Raw genomic sequence first — 16,472 nt, forward strand, 5'->3', positions numbered from 1 at the left:
ATCCCGCCCGGGCGACCTGCCGGGCCACAGCATTGCACCGATCAGACCGCCCGTGGCAGCGCCGCGGGCGGTCTGATTCTGCGTGGGCCCTGCCGGAACGCCGCCGGTCAGATCTGCATCAGCATCTTCATCAGCAACTGCTGGCTGACATAGCCGGTGACGCTCAGCTCGTTGCGCTTCTGGTACTCCCGCAGCGCGGCCCGCGTCGCGGTGGTAAAGGCCCCGTCGACCTCGCCTGGTTCATAGCCCATCGCCTTCAGCCGCTCTTCCAGCAGCCGCCGCGTCCCGGCATCGGGCATCAGCGACGCCTCGGTGCGGGCGTATTCGGCGACCGTCCGGTCGACCACCTGCCGCGCCTCGGCGGCATGGGCGCCGCGCGGGTGGGCGGCCAGATAGGCCTGGTACCCGGCCAGCGTCTTGGCCTCGATCGCCCGCGCCCAGGCCTGTTCGTCGGCGCGGCTGTCGTTCCTGTCGGCGGCCGGGGCGGTCGCCGTCGCGCGCTCGCCCTGCTTGCGCAGGGCCCGGAACTGGTCGGCGTTCAGATAGCCGGTCGCCGCCCAGCCGTTGGTGCCCTGCCAGCGGGCGATCGCGTCGCGCGTGGCAGGGCCGAAGGTTCCGTCGGTGCCGCGGGTGTCATGGCCCAGCCGGACCAGCAGCCGCTGCGCCTCCTGCCGTTCGGCCCGCGTCAGGGTCAGCAGCTGTTCCTCGACATCGTTGCTTCCCGGGCGGGGTGCGGTGCGGGCGGTCGCCAGGTCGCGCAGTTTCGCCAGTTGCGGGGCGTTCAGATAGCCGGTCTGCCGGTACCCCTGTTTCTCCTGCCAGCTGCGGATCGCCTTGCGGGTCGCCGACCCGAACAGCCCGTCCGCGACGCCTGCGTTGTGGCCCTGCGTCGTCAGCTGCCGCTGGATCCGCTGCCGGTCGGTGCGGGTAAGGTTCAGGGCGAGCTCGGTCTGGGACGAACTGGCATCACCGGCGGCCTGGGTGTTCCCGGCGGCGGGCGTGGCCCTGTCGGCGGCCTGCCGGCGCAGCAGCGCGATCTGGTCGGCGTTGACATAGGCGGTCGCCGCCAGATCGTTGGCCGTCTGCCACGACCGGATGGCGTTCCGGGTACCGCTGCCGAACGCGCCGTCGATGCCGCGGGTGTCGTAGCCCAGCGCCGTCAGGTCGCGCTGGATCTGCTGGCGCTGGTTGCGGTTCAGCTGCAGTTGCGCCTCGGCCTGCTGCGCCGGGCTGGGCGCCGTCCGGACAGGCTCGCGCCCGGTCGCCTGCCGGATCCGGTCGCGCGCCGTGTCGGCGTAGCGGCCGGACGGATAGTCGTCCAGATAGGCCTGATAGGCGGCCACGCTGTTGCGCTTCTGGACCGCCTCCCACAGGGCGCGTTCCTGTTCCGCCGCCTGCTGGGCGGTCAGCCCCTGGGCGATCGCGCCGATGATCTGCCCCAGCGCCTCCTGGGCCCGGGCGGCGGCGGGGGCGGAAAGCAGCATTGCGGATGCCAGTGCGGCGGACACGCCGAGTTTCAGACCGACCATTTCAATTCCCCTGTCGTTGCAGGGCCATGGTCACTCGTAGCTGCGCCGATCCTCGATCACCTTCCCATCGTTGGGCAGCGTTCCCGGCGCGACGATTTCGACCCGACCCTTCAGCTTCAGTGCTTCCAGCACCGATTCCTCGTATAATGCCGGATCGGCGGCCTCAGTTTCCAATTGGACGGTCATCACGTCCATTTCACCCGCGCGGTCCGCGATGACACGGGCGCGTGACACCTCGGCGTGGCGGGCGACCAGCGCCGCGACCTGCTCGGGGCGCACGAACATGCCCTTGATCTTGGCGGTCTGGTCGGCGCGGCCCATCCAGCCCTTGATCCGCATGTTGGTGCGGCCGCAGGGGCTGGTGCCCGGCAGCACCGCCGACAGATCGCCGGTGGCAAAGCGGATCAGCGGATAGTCGGGATTCAGGGTGGTGACCAGCACCTCGCCGACCTCGCCCTCGGGGACCGGGTCGCCGGTGCCGGGGCGCACGATCTCGACGATCACGCCCTCGTCCACGATCATCCCCTCCATCGCCTCGCTCTCATAGGCGATGTTGCCCAGGTCGGCGGTGGCATAGCATTGCAGCGTCCGGATCCCCCGGTCGGCATAGAGCTGGCGCAGCGACGGGAACAGCGCGCCGCCGCCCACCGCGGCGCGGGTGATCGACAGGGTCTCGCCCAGCTCGTCGGCCTTGTCGAGGATCACCTTCAGGTAGTCCGGCGTCCCGGCATAGACGGTGGTGCCCAGATCGGCGGCGGCGCGGACCTGCAGCTCGGTCTGGCCGGTGCCGGCCGGCAGCACCACGGCGCCGACCGCGCGGGCGGCGCTTTCGAACATCATCCCGGCCGGGGTCAGGTGATAGCCGAAGCAGTTGTGGACGATGTCGTCGTGCCCCACCCCCGCGGCGTGCAGGAACCGGCCCAGCCGCCACCAGTCGCCTTCCACCCGGCCGGGTTCGTAGATCGGCCCCGGCGACTGGAACACCTGGTCGAACTCGGTGGCCCGCCGGGTGGTGAAGCCGCCGAACGGCGGGCGCTTCTTCTGCGCCTCGCCCAGCTCGGCCTTGCGGATCACCGGCAGCCGCGCCAGGTCGTCCAGCCCCTGCAGGTCCTCGGGCTGCACGTCGCGGAACAGCCGCGCCAGCCCCGGCGCCAGCTTGGCGTTGGCGATGGCACGGGCCAGCCGGGTGGACAGGTCGGCCGCGCGTTCGTCGGCGCTGCGGGTTTCCAGGTCGTCGAAATAGATCATGGTCGGCCCCCTGCCGTTTCCCAGTGCCGTTCCCCAGTGTCGTTCCTCAGTGCTGGCCGCGGGCCGTGTCCCGCCCGCGATCCTCAGGCCAGCCAGCGCTTGCGACGGCGATAGCTGCGCACGTCGCGGAACGACTTGCGGCCCTCGTCCGACATGCCCAGGTAGAATTCCTTGACGTCCGGGTTCTCGCGCAGCGCGGCGGCCTCGCCGTCCATCACCACCCGGCCGTTTTCCAGGATATAGCCGTAATGCGCATGGCGCAGCGCCACGTTGGTGTTCTGCTCGGCCAGCAGAAAGGTCACGCCCTCGCCCTGGTTGACCGCCTCGACGATCTGGAAGATCTGCTCGACCAGCTGCGGGGCCAGCCCCATCGACGGCTCGTCCAGCAGGATCGTCTCCGGCCGGCTCATCAGCGCCCGGCCCATCGCCACCATCTGCTGCTCTCCGCCCGAGGTGTAGCCCGCCTGGCTGCGGCGCCGCTCCTTCAGCCGCGGGAAATAGCTGTAGGCCATCTCCAGGTCCTGCTTGATCGTCGCCGCCCCGTCGGTGCGGGTATAGGCGCCGGTCAGCAGGTTTTCCTCGACGGTCAGATGCTCGAAGCAGTGGCGCCCCTCCATCACCTGGATGACGCCCTTGCGGACCAGCGCGGCCGGGTTCAGCGTGGTCACGTTCTCGCCGCGATAGGTGATGCTGCCCTTGGTGACCTCGCCGCGCTCGGACGCCAGCAGGTTGGAAATCGCCTTCAGCGTCGTGGTCTTGCCGGCGCCGTTGCCGCCCAGCAGCGCGGTGATCCCGCCCTTGGGCACGGTCAGGCTGACGCCCTTCAGCACCAGGATGACGTGGTTGTAGATCACCTCGATATTGTTGACTTCCAGCAGCGGTTCGCCGCGCGCGGTCGCGGTCGACGGGGCAGGGGTGGCGACGGGCGGGGCGGCGTCCAGCATGACCAGATCCTCGGCAGGCACGGGAAGGGGGACGGGGCCCCGGCAATCGCCGGGGCCCCGGATCGTCGTCAGCCGCAGCGCGGGGTGATCCCGGCTTCCTGCGCATAGGCGGCGCTGTCTTCCTCGATCAGCGGCGCCAGCACCTCGGCATCGGGCTCCATGAAGTCGGTGATCAGGCTCCATTTCTGCTCGTCCGCGTCCCACTGCTGCAGACGCGCCATGCCGGCGCCCCCGTGGTTCTCGCAGCTCAGCTGGATCGGCTGGCCGAAATCGGGCAGGCCCAGCTCGGCCATCCGCTCCTCGGTGATGTTCAGCGCCTCGAACCCGTCGCGCAGCTGCGCGGCGTCGATCTCGGGGCTGCCGGCCAGTTCCTGGGCGGTGCGGATCGCCTCGCCGATGATCAGCGCTGCATAGACGCCGCGCGAATACACGGCCGAGCCGACATACTGCCCGCCCTGCGACGCCTTGCCCGCGTCGATCACATGGGTCTTCAGGTCGTCATAGAACGGATAGTCGGTGCCGACCCCGTTGAAGGTCAGCGACTTGTAGCCATCGGCCCCGGCGCCGGCCGGCTGCACGTCCACCTCGGACCCGGACCACCAGATCCCGATCATGTGGTCCATCGGGAACCGGATGTTCGCGGCTTCCTGGATGGCGGCCTGGTTCATCACCCCCCAGCCGTACAGGATCACGTAGTCCGGCTTTTCGCGGCGGATCTGCAGCCACTGCGACTTCTGCTCCTGGCCGGGCGGGTCGACCGGGACCTCCATCAGCTCGAAGCCGTGCTTCTCGCCCAGCTCCTGCAGGGTGCGGATCGGCTCCTTGCCATAGGCGCTGTTGTGATAGACCAGCGCGATCTTCTTGCCGTTCACGTCGCCGCCTTCCTGCTCCAGCATGTGCTTGACCGCGACCGAGGCGCCGTCCCAGTAGTTGGCGGGCGCGTTGAACACCCATTCGAACACCTTGCCGTTCTTGGCCGAGGTGCGGCCATACCCGGGGGTGTACAGCACCTTCTGGTCGGCGCCGGCCTTGGGGATCAGCTGATAGGTGATGCCGGTCGACATCGGGTTGTAGATCAGCGCCGCGTCGCCCTTGGTCGCCTCATAGCACTCGACGCCCTTCTCGGTGTTGTAGGCGGTCTCGCATTCCGGGGTCAGGATCTTCTGCCCGCCGATGCCGCCGTCGCGTTCGTTCAGCAGGGTGAAGTAGTCGTTGAACCCGTCGGCATACTGGGTGCCGTTCGGGGCATAGGGCCCGGTCCGATAGGACAGGTGCGGCACGACCAGGTCGGCCATGGCCGGTCCCGCCGCCATCAGCACGGCGGCCGCGGCCAGAGAAGCGAAGCGAAGTGTCATCAGGTTCCTCCCACGATAGTCAGTATGTGCCGGCTCGGTGCCGGTCTGGTTGAAAACTCGGGTCAGTGCGGGAACGGCCACAGCCGCAGCTTTTCCTTGGTCAGCCGCCACAGCTGCGCCAGGCCGTGCGGCTCGACGATCAGGAAGAACACGATCAGCGCCCCCACAATCATCAGCTCGACATGGGCGGCCAGGTCGGTGGGCCAGCCCATTCCGCCGACCAGCACGTTCTTCAGGAACACCGGCAGCAGCACCAGGAACGCGGCCCCGGCAAAGCTGCCGAAGATCGAGCCCAGGCCGCCGATGATGACCATGAACAGGACCAGGAACGACTTGTTGATCCCGAACGCCTCGCCGACCTCGGCGGCGCCCAGATAGACGGCGAAGAACAGCGCCCCGGCGATCCCGATCAGGAATGACGATACCCCGAAGGCGGTCAGCTTGGCCTTCAGCGGGTTCACCCCGATGATCTCGGCGGCGATGTCCATGTCGCGGATCGCCATCCATTGCCGGCCCAGCATGCCGCGGGTCAGGTTGCGGGCCAGCCACGCCAGCGCCACCGCGAAGACCAGGCAGACAAGATACTTGGCGGGTGCCGACACGGACGGGCCGGTGACCAGCTGGCCCAGCACCGTGCGTTCCGGCATGGTGATCTGCCCCGACGCCGAATAGTTGTAGAACCACGGCACCTTGTTGAACAGCCAGACCAGGAAGAACTGCGCGGCCAGGGTGGCGACGGCCAGGTAGAACCCCTTGATCCGCAGGCTGGGCAGGCCGAACAGCATCCCCACCAGGGCGGTGATGAACCCGGCCAGCACGATGTGGATCAGGATCGAGATGTCGGGAAACGACGTCGTCAGCTTGTAGGTCGCATAGGCGCCCACGGCCATGAATCCGCCGGTCCCCAGCGACACCTGCCCGGCATAGCCGGTCAGGATGTTCAGCCCCAGCGTCGCGATCGCATAGATCAGGAAGGGCACCATCACCGAGGTCGCCCAGTAATCGTCGATCACGAACGGGACGACCAGAAAGGCGACCGCCAGGACCGCGTAATAGCCCATCCGGTCCAGCTGCAGCGGAAAGGTCTGGCTGTCGTCGCTGTAGGTCGTCTTGAAGTCGCCCGCTTCACGGTAGAACATCGTGCGTCATCCTTTCTGGCCGGAACGGGGCTTGCGGGCGGGGCGGGGGGTGCGCCGGATCGGCGCCCGCAGGCTGGCGGGGCGGGGCGGCTGCGTCATCTCACACCCGCTCGATGATCTTCTCGCCGAACAGGCCCTGCGGCCTGAACACCAGGAACAGCAGCGCCAGCACATAGGCGAACCAGTTCTCGGTGGCGCCGCCGACCATCGGGCCGATCGAGTATTCGAACAGCTTCTCGCCGACCCCGATGATCAGCCCGCCGACGATCGCCCCGGGGATCGAGGTAAAGCCGCCCAGCATCAGCACCGGCAGCGCCTTCAGCGCGATCAGGCTCAGCGAGAACTGCACCCCGGACTTGGTGCCCCACATGATCCCCGCGACCAGCGCGACGAACCCGGCGATCGACCAGACCATGATCCAGATGAAGCGCAGCGAGATGCCGACCGACAGCGCCGCCTGCGGGTCGTCCGCCACCGCCCGCATCGCGCGGCCCTGCTTGGTGTACTGGCTGAACGCGACCAGGGCCGCGACCAGCAGCGCCGCGATCACCGTCGCCCAGATGTCCAGCCGGTCGATGAAGAAGCCATAGCCGGTCAGCTGCGCCGTCCACGCCTCGGCGGTCTCGGAAATCCCCTGCGGGATGCCCACGTCCAGCGACTTGACGTTGGCGCCCCACATGATGTCGCCCAGGCCTTCCAGGAAATAGGCCAGCCCGATCGTCGCCATGAACAGGATGATCGGGGCCTGCCCGACCAGATGCTGCAGCACCAGCTTCTCGATCGCCAGCGCCAGCAGGATCATCACCCCGGCGGTCAGCAAGATCGCCAGCAGCGACGGGACGGTCCAGCCGAAATGTTCCAGATGGCTGCCGGTGATCGCGTTGATCAGATGCGCGAACGGCACCTGCCCCTGCTGGATGCCGACCAGGGTCAGCGCGGCGAACAGCGCCAGCACCCCCTGCGCATAGTTGAACACGCCCGACGCCTTGAAGATCAGCACGAAGCCCAGCGCGACCAGCGAATACATCACCCCGGCCATCAGCCCGTTCACCACCACCTCGGCGGTGTAGAGAAGCTGTTCCATCAGTCGCGTCCCCCGTGATGTGGCGTGCCGGGCCGATGCCGCGGGCCTGGGTCCGGGTGCGGCCCGGACAGGTGTTCGGACCGACGATCCGAAATGTGACAGGAACAATGCATGAAAACTGCATGAACCATGCGTGAACGTCGCGGTCCGGCGACGGGCCCATCAGTCATGGGCGACCCCCAGATAGGCGTCGATCACCGCCTGGTTGTTGCGCACCTCGTCGGGGGTGCCGTCGCCGATCTTGCGTCCGTAATCCATCACCACGACGCGGTCCGACAGGTCCATGACCACCCCCATGTCGTGTTCGATCAGCGCGATGGTGGTGCCGAATTCGTCATTCACATCAAGGATGAAGCGGCTCATGTCCTCCTTCTCCTCGACGTTCATCCCGGCCATCGGCTCGTCCAGCAGCAGCAGACCCGGCTCGGCCGCCAGCGCCCGCGCCAGCTCGACCCGCTTCTTCAGTCCGTAGGGCAGCCGCCCGACCGGCGTCTTGCGGATGTTCTGGATCTCCAGGAAGTCGATGATCTTCTCGACCTTTTCCCGATGCGCGATCTCCTCCCGCTCCGCCGTGCCCCACCACAGCGCCTGCTGCAGCATGTTGGACTTCATCATCGTCAGCCGCCCGGTCATGATGTTGTCCAGCACCGTCATGCCGTCGAACAGCGCGATGTTCTGGAACGTCCGGGCGATGCCAAGCCGGGCCACCTGGTAGGGGCGCATGGGTCCGCGGCGAAAGCCCTTGAACCAGACCTCGCCCTCTTGCGGCACATAGAAGCCGGAAATGACGTTCAGCATCGACGACTTGCCGGCGCCGTTCGGGCCGATGATCGCGCGGATCTCGCCTTCGCGGATGTCGAAGCTGATGTTCTTGATCGCCTCGACCCCGCCGAAGCGCAGGGTGATGTTGCGCAGATCCATCAGCACGCCGCCGATCCGGCGCCCGTCGGCGGTGACATAGGGCTGCACATCGGCGCCCTGGTCCACGGGACCCGGGGTGGTGGTGCGGGCGCTGTGGCGTCCCGGTGCCAGGCTGTGGCTGTCCTGCATCGTCATTCTGCGGCCACCTTCTGGATCATCGCCGGCTGGGCGGGGGGAAAGACCCGGGCATCCTCGATCCGCACGGTCGCCTTCAGCTTGCCCTTGCGCCCGTCCTCGTAGGTGACCTCGGTTTCGGTGTAGACGCTGTCGCGCCCGTCATAGAGCGCCTGGATCAGGTCGGCGTACTTGTCCGAGATGACGCCGCGCTTGACCTTGCGGGTCCGGGTCATCTCGCCGTCATCGGCGTCCAGTTCCTTGTGCAGCACCAGGAAGCGGTGGATCTGGCAGCCCGCCAGCATCTCGTCCTGCGCGACCGAGGCGTTCACCTCCTCGATATGCGACTTGATGGTGGCGTAGACCTGCGGATGGCCGGCGAGTTCCTGATAGGACGCATAGGCGATGTTGTTGCGTTCCGCCCAGTTGCCGACCGCGTTCAGGTCGATGTTGATCAGAGCGGTGCAGTAGTCGCGGCCGTTTCCGATCACCACCGCTTCCAGGACATTGGGATAGAACTTCAGCTTGTTCTCGACATATTTGGGCGCGAACATCGATCCGTCGGCCATCTTGCCCACGTCCTTGGCGCGGTCGATGATCCGCAGATGACCGGTGCCGTCCTCGAAGAAGCCGGCGTCCCCGGTCGCCACCCAGCCCTCGGCATCCTTGGTCGACGCGGTGCTGTCGGCGTTCTTGTAGTACTCGACGAAGGTGCCTGGCCCGCGATAGAACACCTCGCCATTGTCCGCGATCCGCACCTCGACCCCGGGCGAGGGCACGCCCACGGTGTCCGACCGGACTTGGCCGTCGGGCTGCTGGGTGATGAACACCGATGCCTCGGTCTGGCCGTAGAGCTGTTTCAGGTTGATGCCGAGGCTGCGGTAGAAGTCGAAGATCTCGGGGCCGATCGCCTCGCCGGCGGTATAGCCCACGCGGATGCGCGAAAAGCCCAGCGTGTTCTTCAGCGGCCCATAGACGAACAGCCGCCCCGCCCAGTAGCGCAGCCGGTCCAGCAGCCCGACCGGGCGGCCGTCCAGCAGGGCCGGCCCGACCCGCCGGGCCACGGCCATGTAGTGGTCGAACAGCCATTTCTTGACCCGGCCCGCATCCTCCATCCGGATCATGACGCTGGTCAGCTGGCCTTCGAACACGCGCGGCGGGGCAAAGAAATAGGTGGGCCCGATCTCGCGCATGTCGGTCATCATGGTTTCCGGGCTTTCCGGGCAGTTCACGCAGAACCCGGTCCAGTAGGCCTGCCCGACGGAAAAGATGAAGTCCCCCACCCACGCCATCGGCAGATAGGCCAGCACGTCGTCGGTCGGCCTCAGGCCGTCGAACGCCGACGAGTTGCGTGCCGTCTCGATGATGTTGCGGTTGGACAGCACCACGCCCTTGGGCTTGCCGGTGGTGCCGGAGGTGTACAGCATCACGCAGGTGCTGTCGTAGTCCAGTTCGGCGATCCGCGCGTCCAGTTCGCCGCCCAGGCGCTGCTGCGCGGCGCGGCCCTCGTCCTGCACGTGGGCCAGCGCGTTCATGCGGGAATGGTCGTATTTCCGCATCCCGCGCTTGTCGGTGTAGATGATCTGCTCCAGCGTCGGGGCCTGCCCCTCGGCGCCGATGATTTCCTCGGCCTCGATGATCTTGTCGACCTGCTCCTGGTCGCCGCAAACCACGAAGCGGGCGCCGGAATGACCCAGGACATAGCCCATCTCGGACGCGACGGCGTCCTGATACAGCGGAACCGGGATTGCCCCGCACATCTGTGCGGCGACCATCGACCAGTAATGCGCGGGCCGGTTGCGACCCACGATGGCGACGTAATCGCCCCGGTTCAGGCCCAGCGCCAGGAAGCCCAGCGCCAGGGCGCGGATCTCGTCCTGCGCCTCCTTCCAGGTCCAGGCCTGCCAGATCCCGAATTCCTTTTCGCGATAGGCGGGCCGGATGCCATACGTTACGGCATTCCGCGCCAGCAGCGCGGGAATCGACCGCAGGCCCTGTTCGGGCTGCGCGCTGATGTTCATGTCCCCTCCTCCGGCGCGTGGTCAGCGCACCATGCGGCACCCGGCTCCTCTTTCCGGCTGGTCGCGTGCCACACCATCACGTCCGATCCTTGCGGCAGTTTTGCGCGAATCCTACAAATTGTTACAGGCGATCCGGAGGGAGCCCATGCCGGCCGCGGAAACCTACGCTGAACTGACCCGCTCGGGGCTGAACCTGATCGGGCAGGCGATCTCGATCTTCGATGCCGATCTGCGGCTGGCGGTGTGCAACCGGCGCTATCAGCGGATGTTTGACCTGCCCGACGACCTGATCCGGCCGGGAACCCCGTTTGGCCGCACTATCGAGTTCATGGCCCGGCGCGGCGAATACGGCCCCGTGGATGACGTGGACCGGACCGTGGCGCAGCGCGTGGCCCAGGCGCGCACCTTCCAGCCGCACTACATCGAACGGGTCCGCCCCGACGGCACGGTGATTTCCGTCGAGGGCGCGCCGCTGAGCCAGGGTGGCTGGATCGCGGTCTACACCGACATCACCCCGATCCGCCGCCAGGAAGCCCTGCTGCGGGCCCGGTCCGAGGAGTTGTCGGAACAGCTGCTGGCTCATGCCGAACGGCTTGCCGCCGCGAACCGCGCCCTGGCCGCAACCAACGCCGCGCTGGAAGAGGCGCAGCGGATCCTGACCGAAACCGAGTCGCGGACCCGCCAGGTGACCGAGATGGTCCCGGCGCATATCGCGCATGTCGATCCGGCCTATCGCTACACCTTTTCCAACAACCAGATCGCCGCGGTGTTCCCCGGCGCCCGGGCGGCGATCACCGGGCGAACGGTCGCCGAGGTGCTGGGCGGCGAGACCTTCGATCGCATCCGTCCGCATCTGGACCGGGCGCTGGGCGGCGCGCCGCAGGTGTTCGAGATGACGCACCCGCCATCCGGCCGGCGGATCCGCGTGGCCTTCACCCCCGACCACGCCGGGGGCGGCGCGTATGTGCTGTCCACCGACGTCACGGCCGAGGTCGAGGCACGCGAGGCGCTGACCCATGCTGCTCGCCGCGCCATCGCCGCCCAGATGACGTCGGGGCTGGCGCATGATTTCGGCAACCTTCTGACGATCATCCTGGGGCTGCAGGGGCGGCTGGCCAAGTCGGACCTGCCGGCCCCCGCCGCCGACGACGTGCAGGCCACGCTGGCGGCGGCGCGTCGCGGCGCCGCGCTGCTGGGCCGGATCGCCACGGTGACCGAGCCGCGCGCGCTGTCGCCGCAGGCGGTCGACCTGGGGATGCTGCTGAAGGATCTCGCCGCCATGGCGCGGCCGTCGCTGGGGCCCGGCATCACGCTGCGGCTGATCTGCGATCTGCCACCCGGCCGGGTGCTGCTGGATCCCGGGCCGCTGCAGGATTCGCTGCTGAACGTGCTGCTGAACGCCCGCGATGCGATGGCCGGGCGCGGTCGGATCGAGCTGCGCGCCCGGGTCACGACCGCGTGGATCGAACTGACGGTCTGCGACAGCGGCCCCGGCTTCACGCCCGTGGCGCTGAAACGCGGGACCGAGCCGTTCTTTACCAGCAAGCCGGGGCAGGGGTCCGGGCTGGGGCTGTCGATGGTCTATGACCAGACAAAGCTGGCGGGGGGCACGCTGCGTCTGGACAACGCCCCCGGCGGCGGTGCACGGGTCCGGCTCCGGCTGCCACTGCGGCAGGCCGCGCCCCGGATGACGCTGCTGGTCGATGACGACGAGAGGGTCCGCGAAAGCGTCCGCGAGATGCTGACCGGGCTGGGTCATTCGGTGATCGAGGCCGGGTCGCTGGCCGAGGCACTGGCCTTGTGCGACCTGCCCGACCTGTCGCTGGTCCTGTCGGACCTGCAGCTGGGCGACGGGCAGGGGACGGAACTGGCCCGAACCGGACTGGCGCTGGTGCTGATGACCGCGCTGCCACCGGGGCATGCCGATCGTGCCGGCCTGTCCGGCCCGGTCCTGACGAAACCCTTTGCGCCCGCCGATCTGGCCGCGCTGCTGGAAAGGCTTCCGGTTGACGAATGATCCGTTCCCCGCCGACACGCCGCTGATCGCCATCCTCGATGACGAGCCGGAAATCCGGCGCCTGCTGGCCGCCGCCCTGGAAGAGGCGGGGTTCCGCACCGCCAGCTTTGCGCGCGCCACCGAGTTCGAGGCAAGCCTGCGGCGGATGACGCCGGACGCGTGCCTGATCGACCTGGGGCTTCCGGATCGCGACGGTCTGGCGCTGGTGCATCGGCTGGCAACGGAATCAGGGGCCGCGATCATCATCATTTCCGCGCGGGTGCAGGTGCAGGACCGGGTGACCGGGCTGGAGCTGGGCGCCGACGACTACGTCACGAAGCCTTTTGACCCGGCCGAGGTCGTGGCCCGCATCCGGGCCCGGCTGCGCCGTCCGGCGCGGGACACCGCCCGGGGCAGCCAGGTTGCCCGCTTTGCCGGCTGGACCGCCGACTTCGACCGCTATGCGCTGGTCGCGCCAGATGGCAGCGACACCCCGCTGAGCCATGCCGAGGCGGAAATGCTGCGGATGTTCCTGGACAGCCCGCGGCGGCTGATCACCCGCGCGCAGATGCTGGAACAGCTGGGCGGCACCGCCGGGGACAGCTTTGACCGGGCAATGGACGTCCGGATCTCGCGCCTGCGGACCAAGCTGGCCGAGGATCCGCGCAACCCGCGCCTGATCAAGACAATCTATGGCGCGGGCTACATTTTCCTGTCCGAGGTGGACTGGGCCTGACGCCCGTGCGGGTCGGTACGGTACTCGCACTCCCTTGCGGCGGCGATCGGTGATGCGCCATGATCGACGCATATTCGGGGAGGGATGCCGCCATGCTGCATGGAAAGATGATGCACCAGCAACTGTCGATCGCGTCGCTGATCGACCATGCCGCGCGCTACCATGGCGACACGGAAATCGTGTCGGCCCTGACCGAAGGCGGGTTCGAGCGGACCAGCTGGGGACAGGTGGCGGAAAACGCCCGACGCATCGCCTCGGCCCTGGTGCAGCGCGGGATGGAACAGGGCGACCGGATCGGCACGCTGGCGTGGAACAACCGCCGCCACCTGGAACTGTATTTCGGGGTGCCGAGCGCCGGCATGGTCTGCCACACGCTGAATCCGCGGCTGTCGCCCGAACAGATGGTGTATATCGTCGGCCACGCGGGCGACCGGATGCTGTTCATCGAAAAGACCTTCGTCCCGCTGGTCGCCTCGCTTCGCGAGCAGATGACCAGCCTGCGCCACGTGGTGCTGCTGGGGCCGCGCGACGAGGACGCCGCCGGACAGATCCCCGGGCTGCTGTTCCATGACGAGCTGCTGGAGGAGGGCGATCCCCAGTTCGCCTGGCCCGAGATCGAGGAAACCGCCCCCTCCTCGCTGTGCTACACCTCGGGCACGACGGGGAATCCCAAGGGTGTCCTGTACACCCACCGGTCGACCCTGCTGCACGCGCTGAGCGCCAACCATCCCGACGGGATGGGGGTCGGGGCGTCCGACACGGTGATGCCGGTGGTGCCGATGTTCCACGTCAATGCCTGGGGGCTGCCCTATATCGCGGCGATCGCGGGGACGCGGCTGGCCATGCCCGGCCCCCGGCTGGACGGTGAAAGCCTGGCGGCCCTGATCGAAGCCGAGAAGGTGACCTTTGCCGCCGGCGTGCCGACGATCTGGCTGGGGCTGCTGACTGCGATGGAGGCGGCGGGCACCAGGGAAACCAGCCTCAAGCGCACGGTCGTGGGCGGGTCGGCGCTGCCCCCCTCGATGCGCGCGGCGTTCCGCGACCGCCACGGGGTCGAGCTGATCCACGCCTGGGGCATGACGGAAACCAGCCCCCTGGGAACGATGAATGCGCCGCTGGCCAAGCATCGGGACCTGCCGCTGGACGAGCAGGACATGATCGGCAACGGCCAGGGCCGGCCGCTCTTCGGTGTCGAGCTGCGCGTCGTGGATTCACAGGGACACGTCCTGCCGAATGACGGGCAAAGCGAAGGCAACCTGCAGATCCGGGGGCACTGGGTTCTCGACCACTATGTCGGCCAGGAAAAATCCGCGCTGACCTTCGACGGCTGGTTCGACACCGGCGACATCGCGACGCTGGATGGCAACGGGTTCATGATCATCCGGGACCGGTCCAAGGACATCATCAAGTCCGGCGGCGAATGGATCTCCACCGTGGATCTGGAAAACATCGCGGTGTCGCATCCGAAGGTGGCGAATGCCGCGGCGATCGCGGCGCGGCATCCGAAATGGGACGAGCGTCCGGTGATCTGCTGTGTCAGGCGGCCGCAGTCAGACCTGACCGAGGCGGAGCTGCTGGCCCACTACGACGGCAAGGTGCCGCGCTGGCAAGTGCCGGACCGGGTCCTGTTCCTGGACAGCCTGCCGCTGGGCGCAACGGGCAAGGTCGTCAAGGCGACCCTGCGCGAACAGCATGGCGACGTTCTGTGGGACGACGCGATGCGCGAATTGCGGGCCGAACAGGACGGGGCTGCGGCCCGGAACTGACCGGGGATCGAACGCACAGATCGGAGCGGGGGCGCCATGCGGCGCCCCCCGCTCGAGTCGGCGGATAGGCTCAGGCGGTCTCGACGTCCCAGCCCGAGATCTGCTTGGAGTCCATGAACTCCTCCAACCCCCAGACGCCGCCCTCACGGGCGCGGCCCGAGGCCTTGACGCCGCCGAAGGCCGAGCCGCGGCCGCGGCTGACCCCGTTCATCTCGACCATGCCGGATTTCAGCTTGCGTGCTAGCCGGTTGCGGCGCGCGCCGTCCTGCGTCTGGACGTAGTTGGTCAGCCCGTAGATCGTGTCGTTCGCGATCTCGACCGCCTCTTCCTCGCTGTCGAACGGAAGGATCGACAGCACCGGGCCAAAGATTTCCTGCCGGGCGATGGTCATCTCGTTGGTCACGTCCGCGAACACGGTGGGCCGCACGAAATAGCCGCGATTGACCCCTTCGGGCAGGCCCGGCCCGCCGGCGACCAGCCGCGCGCCCTCGTCGATGCCCTTCTGGATCAGGTCCTGGATCTTCTCCCATTGCTGCTTGCTGACCACCGGGCCGATGTGGCGCCCGGGTTCGTGGGCACTGCCGACCTTGGTCTCCTCGGCCACGTTGCGCGCTGCTTCGATGGCGTCCTCGTAGACCGACCGCTCGACCAGCATCCGGGTCGGCGCGTTGCAGGACTGCCCCGAGTTGTAGAAGCAGTGCCGCGCGCCGCGGACAACCGCCTTTTCGTCGGCATCGGCAAAGACGATGTTGGCCCCCTTGCCGCCAAGTTCCAGCGCGACCTTCTTGACCGTGTCGGCCGCCGCCTTGGTGATGGCGATGCCGGCCCGGGTCGACCCGGTGAAGCTGATCATGTCCACGTCCGGATGGGTGGACAGCTGCGTGCCGACGCCTGTCCCGTCGCCATTGACCAGGTTGAACACGCCCGGGGGCAGGCCGGCCTCGTCGATGACCTCGGCGAACACCATCGACGACAGCGGTGCGATCTCGGACGGTTTCAGGACCACCGTGTTGCCGGCAAGGATGGCGGGAATCACCTTCAGCGTGACTTGGTTCATCGGCCAGTTCCACGGGGTGATCAGGCCGACAACGCCGATCGGCTCCCATGCGACCATGCTGGTGGGCGCGTGGTCACCCAGCGGGCGGACGAACTCGAAGCTGCGGAAGGCGTCGATGAAGGTCTGGATGTGGGACGCCCCCGACCCCGCCTGATCCTCGCGCGACATGTCGGTCGGCGCGCCCATCTCGCTGGTCATGGCCGCCGCGATGTCGTCGCTGCGCCGCTGATAGGCCTGCTGGATCTTTTCGGCATAGGCGAGACGTTCCTCGCGCGAGGTTGCCGACCAGGCGGGAAACGCCGCCTTGGCGGCCGCGACCGCCCGGTCCGTGTCCTTCTGACTGCCCAGCGAGATGACGGCGCAAGGCTCTTCCGTGGTGGGGTCGATCACCTCGAGATCGTTGGGCGATGCAGGATCGACCCAAGCCCCGTTGATGTAGAACTTTCGCCTGTCCAGCAACTCGGTCATGTCGGTACCCCTGATCTGCATTTGGCCGCACCGTGTCACCGCGGTCCAGGCGCCGCAAGCCCGTTCGGGCAGCCCGAAGCGGGGACCGTGGGCT

The 16,472-nt window shown here is 67.9% G+C and carries 12 protein-coding genes; 3 read left to right on the forward strand and 9 right to left on the reverse strand.

What is annotated here, in order from left to right; genetic code table 11:
* Positions 1-107: 107 nt before the first annotated feature.
* The 8 genes from Q0938_RS07800 to Q0938_RS07835 all read right to left on the reverse strand — a co-directional run bounded on the left by Q0938_RS07800 (position 108) and on the right by Q0938_RS07835 (position 10,355).
* The gene (locus Q0938_RS07800; RefSeq protein ID WP_299360760.1) at positions 108-1,529 is read right to left on the reverse strand and encodes a peptidoglycan-binding domain-containing protein; all 1,422 of its coding nucleotides are present in this window, start codon (positions 1,527-1,529) and stop codon (positions 108-110) included.
* A 30-nt stretch (positions 1,530-1,559) separates the two neighbouring features.
* Positions 1,560-2,777, reverse strand: a complete 1,218-nt coding sequence (locus Q0938_RS07805) for a phenylacetate--CoA ligase family protein (protein ID WP_299360761.1) — start codon at positions 2,775-2,777, stop codon at positions 1,560-1,562.
* An 83-nt stretch (positions 2,778-2,860) separates the two neighbouring features.
* The gene (locus Q0938_RS07810) at positions 2,861-3,721 is read right to left on the reverse strand and encodes an ABC transporter ATP-binding protein (RefSeq protein WP_299360762.1); all 861 of its coding nucleotides are present in this window, start codon (positions 3,719-3,721) and stop codon (positions 2,861-2,863) included.
* Positions 3,722-3,789: 68 nt separating this feature from the next.
* Positions 3,790-5,076 (reverse strand): ABC transporter substrate-binding protein, encoded by a 1,287-nt coding sequence (locus Q0938_RS07815; RefSeq protein ID WP_299360763.1) that lies wholly within the window; start codon positions 5,074-5,076, stop codon positions 3,790-3,792.
* Between the two features lie 62 nt (positions 5,077-5,138).
* A complete protein-coding gene (locus Q0938_RS07820; RefSeq protein WP_299360764.1) occupies positions 5,139-6,215 on the reverse strand; it encodes a branched-chain amino acid ABC transporter permease in 1,077 nt (358 codons plus the stop codon).
* 100 nt (positions 6,216-6,315) lie between these two features.
* The gene (locus Q0938_RS07825) at positions 6,316-7,302 is read right to left on the reverse strand and encodes a branched-chain amino acid ABC transporter permease (RefSeq protein WP_299360799.1); all 987 of its coding nucleotides are present in this window, start codon (positions 7,300-7,302) and stop codon (positions 6,316-6,318) included.
* Positions 7,303-7,461: 159 nt separating this feature from the next.
* Positions 7,462-8,220 carry an ABC transporter ATP-binding protein gene (locus Q0938_RS07830; protein ID WP_299360800.1) on the reverse strand — a complete coding sequence of 253 codons (759 nt, stop codon included), beginning with the start codon at positions 8,218-8,220 and terminating at the stop codon, positions 7,462-7,464.
* 131 nt (positions 8,221-8,351) lie between these two features.
* Positions 8,352-10,355: an AMP-binding protein gene (locus Q0938_RS07835; protein WP_299360765.1), complete on the reverse strand. Its 2,004-nt coding sequence runs from the start codon at positions 10,353-10,355 to the stop codon at positions 8,352-8,354.
* 145 nt (positions 10,356-10,500) lie between these two features.
* Between Q0938_RS07835 and Q0938_RS07840 the strand changes: the two genes are divergently transcribed.
* Genes Q0938_RS07840 through Q0938_RS07850 form a run of 3 tightly spaced genes read left to right on the forward strand, consistent with a single transcriptional unit; the run spans position 10,501 to position 14,853 of the window.
* Positions 10,501-12,372 carry a PAS-domain containing protein gene (locus tag Q0938_RS07840; RefSeq protein WP_299360766.1) on the forward strand — a complete coding sequence of 624 codons (1,872 nt, stop codon included), beginning with the start codon at positions 10,501-10,503 and terminating at the stop codon, positions 12,370-12,372.
* Positions 12,362-13,087, forward strand: coding sequence for a response regulator transcription factor (locus tag Q0938_RS07845; RefSeq protein WP_299360767.1), 726 nt, complete (start codon positions 12,362-12,364; stop codon positions 13,085-13,087). Before Q0938_RS07840 ends, Q0938_RS07845 begins: the two co-directional genes overlap by 11 nt.
* 59 nt (positions 13,088-13,146) lie before the next feature.
* On the forward strand, positions 13,147-14,853 hold the full coding sequence (locus Q0938_RS07850; RefSeq protein WP_299360768.1) for a long-chain fatty acid--CoA ligase: 1,707 nt from the start codon (positions 13,147-13,149) through the stop codon (positions 14,851-14,853).
* A gap of 70 nt (positions 14,854-14,923) precedes the next feature.
* On the opposite strand, the gene Q0938_RS07855 is transcribed toward Q0938_RS07850, so the two are convergent.
* A complete protein-coding gene (locus Q0938_RS07855) occupies positions 14,924-16,369 on the reverse strand; it encodes an aldehyde dehydrogenase family protein (protein ID WP_299360802.1) in 1,446 nt (481 codons plus the stop codon).
* Positions 16,370-16,472 lie beyond the last annotated feature (103 nt).

Origin of the sequence: uncultured Paracoccus sp., from assembly GCF_947496875.1 — a bacterium.
Classification (GTDB): domain Bacteria; phylum Pseudomonadota; class Alphaproteobacteria; order Rhodobacterales; family Rhodobacteraceae; genus Paracoccus.